The sequence below is a fragment of the Candidatus Marinimicrobia bacterium CG08_land_8_20_14_0_20_45_22 genome, from assembly GCA_002774355.1.
Classification (GTDB): domain Bacteria; phylum Fidelibacterota; class UBA2242; order UBA2242; family UBA2242; genus 0-14-0-20-45-22.
The window spans coordinates 1-4,427 of record PEYN01000103.1 but is presented as its reverse complement, the minus strand read 5'-3'; the positions used below and the strand labels follow the sequence as shown (position 1 = coordinate 4,427).

The window sequence follows — 4,427 nt, the reverse complement described above, 5'->3', positions numbered from 1 at the left end:
GCCGGACGGACATTGACGGCGATTCATCAATTCGTTTGAGCGCAGATTGGAGGTTTGCCCGACGATCGCCGATGTTGGAGCCGAGGCTGAGAAATACAGGTTGATATTTCAAGCCGCCGCCGCCATTTCTTTGCGTGTGCGGCGTATTTCCACTTCTACATTATCGAGAACGCCTTTGATCGGCGCATTCGGTTTTCTCACCCGAATGCAAGCTGATTCGGGATGAAAATGCTGAAACACCGCCTGAAGAATATTCCCGGACAGCGTTTCGATCAGCAAACACTTGGATTTGGTTACAACTTCGGCAACAATACGGTAAAGTTCTTCATAGTTGATCGTATCTTTCAGACGATCTGTTCGCATGGCGGTAGTCATATCGAATTCTAATTCGAGATCGACCTCAAACTTGCCGCCGAGTATTTTTTCCTGCTCGGCAACGCCGTGATAACCATAAAACACCATATTCTTTAATGTTACTTTATCCACTGAACGACTTTCAATTAAACCGGTGGTGAATTTACCGAACATGGCATAGATTGTCAAGATTCCCCCGCGCTTTTAACGAATATAAAGGAATTAAACGGACAGAATCGCCGGTAAAGTTTTCGTGTTTTTTGCCAAAATCGCTGAAGACTGTCAATGTGACCTAAATGCCCTGACTTCTTTTCATTCGTGTCTGTCAAGTTGAATTTCCAACCGATCCGGCACAGCGGTTGTTTAAATCATAATCGGTTTTTGAAAAATGAATCAACAAAAAAAGGAGATAAAACCATGACAATAACTAAATGGATTCCCAGACAAAACTTGCTGAATGTCGAAGATGATTTCGACAGTTTCTTGAAAACTCTCTATGCGAATTCCGACGCTTCTTTCTGCTCGATGACGCCGAATGTTGACGTCGTGGAATTGGAAAAAGATTTCCATATTGCCGTTGAATTACCCGGCGTGAAGAAAGAAGATGTTCGCATTCAGGTCGAGGACAACGTTCTATCGGTTTCCGGCGAGAAAAAGCACGAAAAGGAAATCGATGAGAAAAACATCCATCGTTCGGAACGAATTTACGGGACATTCCAAAGAACATTCCGACTTCCCGAACGAACAGACCAATCGGCAATTCAAGCAGATTTCAAAGACGGAATCTTGAATATCGTGATTCCAAAAAAAGATGCCGCCCTGCCGAAACAGATCGAAATAAACGTGAAATAACCAGTAAAATTAGGAGGTAGTATCATGGCAATCGTAAAATGGACACCCAGAGGTTCTTTGGTGAATTTTCGGAATGAATTCGACAAGATGTTTGACACATTTTTCAACACCGGCGCTGAGGAAACAGGTCTCACTGCCGTCTCGCCTGCGGTTGACATCGAGGAAAATGAGAAGGAATTCGTCCTGACTGCCGAGTTACCCGGATCGAAAAAAGAAGACGTCAAAGTCAACGTACATGAAAACATGTTGAGCATTTCCGGAGAAAAGACTCAGGAGAAAAAGATCAATGAGAAAAATTATCGTCTCAACGAACGCATGTTCGGCAAATTCGAGAGATCGTTCAGACTTCCCGATTCAGCCGATCAGGAGCATATCTCAGCGGAATTCAAGCACGGCGTTCTCATCGTCACAATTCCAAAGTTGAAAGAATCACTCGCAAAACGAGTCGAAATCAACGTGAAATAATCCAATCCAAAAAACCTCAATCAGGAAGCCGACGCAAGTCGGCTTTTTGATTTTACAGACAATTATCTAATTGAGCCGGTAGATCGTGCATGAACTTATGATTCGAACCGGGAAAGGGAAAATCGTCAAGTTCCGAAATTCGGACCCATCTGAAATCCACGGCGGAGTTCAACTGGATATTACCTGAAGTATAACGACAGAGAAAAACGTCCATCGAAATTTTAAAATGTGTGTACGCATGTTTGACCGTTTTGAAAAATGAAATAACATCGACAGTCAGTCCGGTTTCTTCGCGGACTTCACGCAAACAGGCATTTTCTTTCGTCTCTCCTGCCTGCACTTTTCCGCCGGGAAATTCCCACAAACCGCCAAGCAATCCTTCGGGTTTACGTAAGGTGATCAAAACTTTGTCATCACGATAAATGACACCAACGACAACGTGATATTCCGGGATCGCCGGTTTGTGCGTTTTCTTGGGGAATTCGTCCGCCTTTTCATCGAGATGCGCCTGACAATGTTCGGAAACCGGACAGTGAACGCAGTCCGGCTGATTCGGACGACAGATCAATGCACCGAGTTCCATCATCGATTCGTTGAATTTGCCGGGCTGACTCGCATCAAAGATTATAAGCGCCGCATCTTGAAATACTTTCTTTGTCCGTGCATCGTTCACCGGTTGAACCAATTCAAACAAACGGGACAGAACGCGCTTCACATTTCCATCAATAACCGGAACCGGAAATTGATAAGCAATGCTCGTCACTGCGGCGGCGATATAATCTCCGACGCCGGGCAATTTCCGAAACGCATCGTATTGATGAGGAATTTCGCACTGAAATTGTTCGGCGACAATTCGAGCCGCGCGATGCAGATTCCGCGCCCGACCATAATAGCCGAGTCCCTCCCACAGTTTCAAAACGGATTCTAGCGACGATGCGGCAAGTGATGAAATGTTCGGAAAAGTTTCCAGAAACCGTTCGTAATACGGAATGACCGAATTGACCTGCGTCTGTTGAAGCATCGCTTCGGAAACCCAAATCCGGTACGGATCGCGCGTCCTTCTCCACGGAAGATCGCGTTTATTCGCATCGAACCAATTCATCAGCGATTGATGAAATTCGGAAATATTCGTCATTTGACGACGCTTTGACTGTCTGATAGGTATTCCCGGACGATTCTTTATCTGACGATGGCTCCGTGTCCCGGACGATCGTTGAGCACAATTTTTCCGTCAACAACGTCGGTTCCTTTGAAAGGATCGTTGGAAATCAGCAGGTTGCCGTCCAGATCGGCGTAATCGATCAGCGAGCAGAGTTGAGCCGCCGCGGAAATTCCGACAGACGACTCGATCATGCAACCGATCATGATTTTCATATTTAAGGATTTTGCGAGCCATATCATTCTGAGCGCTTCCTGCAAGCCGCCCGCTTTCATGATCTTGATATTGATGCCGTCATAAGCTTCCGCGAGTTGGGGAATGTCAGACGTGGTCTTCACCGCTTCGTCGGCAATAATCGGAACTTCGACTCTATCGCGCAACCAGCGCGTCTCTTCCATCATTTTCGCCGGCAACGGTTGTTCGATGAATTCAACGCCGTTTTTCACCAACCACTCGATTTTCTTGATCGCAACTTCTTTGTCCGTCCATCCTTCGTTGGCGTCAACACGGATGGTCGTATTTGTAACGGAACGAACAGCCTTGATGAGTTCTTCGTCGCCCTCTTTTCCGACTTTAACCTTGAGAATTTTATACGGTGCGGCTTCCCGTGTTTTTTGTTTGACGACTTCGATCGTGTCGATGCCTATCGTAAAAGACGTGTATGGCGATTTTGTCGGATCGAGCCCCCAGAGCCGATACAGCGGAACATTCAGCGCCTTCCCTACCCAGTCCATCAGTGCAATATCGAGCGCGGCTTTGGCGGCGGTTTGTCCCGGAACCAATTCTTTGATGTCATATCCGAGTTGAACGTACTCGAACGGATCGGCATTTGCGAAGAGCGGAATCGCTTTTTCAATCGTTGCGACAGTGGATTCCGGCGTCTCGTCGTAACGGATATTCGGACCGGCCTCGCCGATGCCGGTAATTCCGTCTTTTTCTAAATAGACGAAAACATTGTCCTTATAATCGCTGGAATTACGCGAAATTGTCCACGTATGCGTCAGGTTGATTCGCTTGATTTCGTAACTAAGTTTCATGCCTCTCCCCGTCTTGAGTTTCGTATTGCCGAATGAAATGGACGGCAGACCTGCCAGAACGCTCGTTCCAACCGCCGCCAATCCGACCGTTTCAAAGAATTCTCTTCGCTTCATATTCGATTTCTCCCTTTTCAATAAAACCGGTAGAATTTAATCGAATTGAAACAAGAGACAAACCGAAATTTGAAATGAAGATTCACCTTTTGGGATATTCCCTGCGATGATTTATATTTAGTCGCTTTTTGCGCTCGTGGTCTAACGGATAAGGCGCCAGCCTCCGGAGCTGGTTATCCGGGTTCGATTCCCGGCGAGCGCACTACCCAAGTTGAAGTCAGACAAAACCAGGTTTCGATATATCGAGGAATCTTAACCACGAATAAACACAAATATTAACTATGATTTTTCTGATGATAGGATTGACTATGATTTTAATATCCACACTCTCGTAATCATAGTTTTCAATTAATCATTTTAATCATAGTTCAAGACTGTTTCCCATCTGCGTTATCTGCTCACACCTAACATGTGATACTGGCTATGGAGTGCATTAATCCACCGGG

5 protein-coding genes and 1 tRNA gene are annotated in these 4,427 nt (G+C 45.8%); 3 read left to right on the top strand and 3 right to left on the bottom strand.

The window, feature by feature from the left end; all coding sequences use genetic code 11:
* Positions 1-108: 108 nt before the first annotated feature.
* A complete protein-coding gene (gene folB / locus COT43_06255) occupies positions 109-528 on the bottom strand; it encodes a dihydroneopterin aldolase (GenBank protein PIS28547.1) in 420 nt (139 codons plus the stop codon).
* A gap of 144 nt (positions 529-672) precedes the next feature.
* On the opposite strand from folB, the gene COT43_06250 reads away from it, so the two are divergent.
* Positions 673-1,206 (top strand): heat-shock protein, encoded by a 534-nt coding sequence (locus COT43_06250; protein ID PIS28546.1) that lies wholly within the window; start codon positions 673-675, stop codon positions 1,204-1,206.
* A 24-nt stretch (positions 1,207-1,230) separates the two neighbouring features.
* Positions 1,231-1,671, top strand: coding sequence for a hypothetical protein (locus tag COT43_06245; protein ID PIS28545.1), 441 nt, complete (start codon positions 1,231-1,233; stop codon positions 1,669-1,671).
* A 52-nt stretch (positions 1,672-1,723) separates the two neighbouring features.
* Here the strand turns inward: COT43_06245 and mutY are convergent, their stop codons facing one another.
* Positions 1,724-2,773, bottom strand: a complete 1,050-nt coding sequence (mutY, locus tag COT43_06240) for an A/G-specific adenine glycosylase (protein ID PIS28548.1) — start codon at positions 2,771-2,773, stop codon at positions 1,724-1,726.
* A gap of 77 nt (positions 2,774-2,850) precedes the next feature.
* Positions 2,851-3,981 (bottom strand): dipeptide epimerase, encoded by a 1,131-nt coding sequence (locus tag COT43_06235; GenBank protein ID PIS28544.1) that lies wholly within the window; start codon positions 3,979-3,981, stop codon positions 2,851-2,853.
* A gap of 130 nt (positions 3,982-4,111) precedes the next feature.
* Between COT43_06235 and COT43_06230 the strand changes: the two genes are divergently transcribed.
* Positions 4,112-4,186: transfer RNA gene (locus tag COT43_06230), tRNA-Arg, on the top strand.
* Positions 4,187-4,427 lie beyond the last annotated feature (241 nt).

Coding starts and splice junctions, on each gene's coding strand:
- COT43_06235 (PIS28544.1), bottom strand. CDS start 3,981: ATGAAGCGAAGAGAATTCTTTGAAACGGTCGGATTGGCGGCGGTTGGA.
- COT43_06245 (PIS28545.1), top strand. CDS start 1,231: ATGGCAATCGTAAAATGGACACCCAGAGGTTCTTTGGTGAATTTTCGG.
- mutY (PIS28548.1), bottom strand. CDS start 2,773: ATGAATTGGTTCGATGCGAATAAACGCGATCTTCCGTGGAGAAGGACG.
- folB (PIS28547.1), bottom strand. CDS start 528: ATGTTCGGTAAATTCACCACCGGTTTAATTGAAAGTCGTTCAGTGGAT.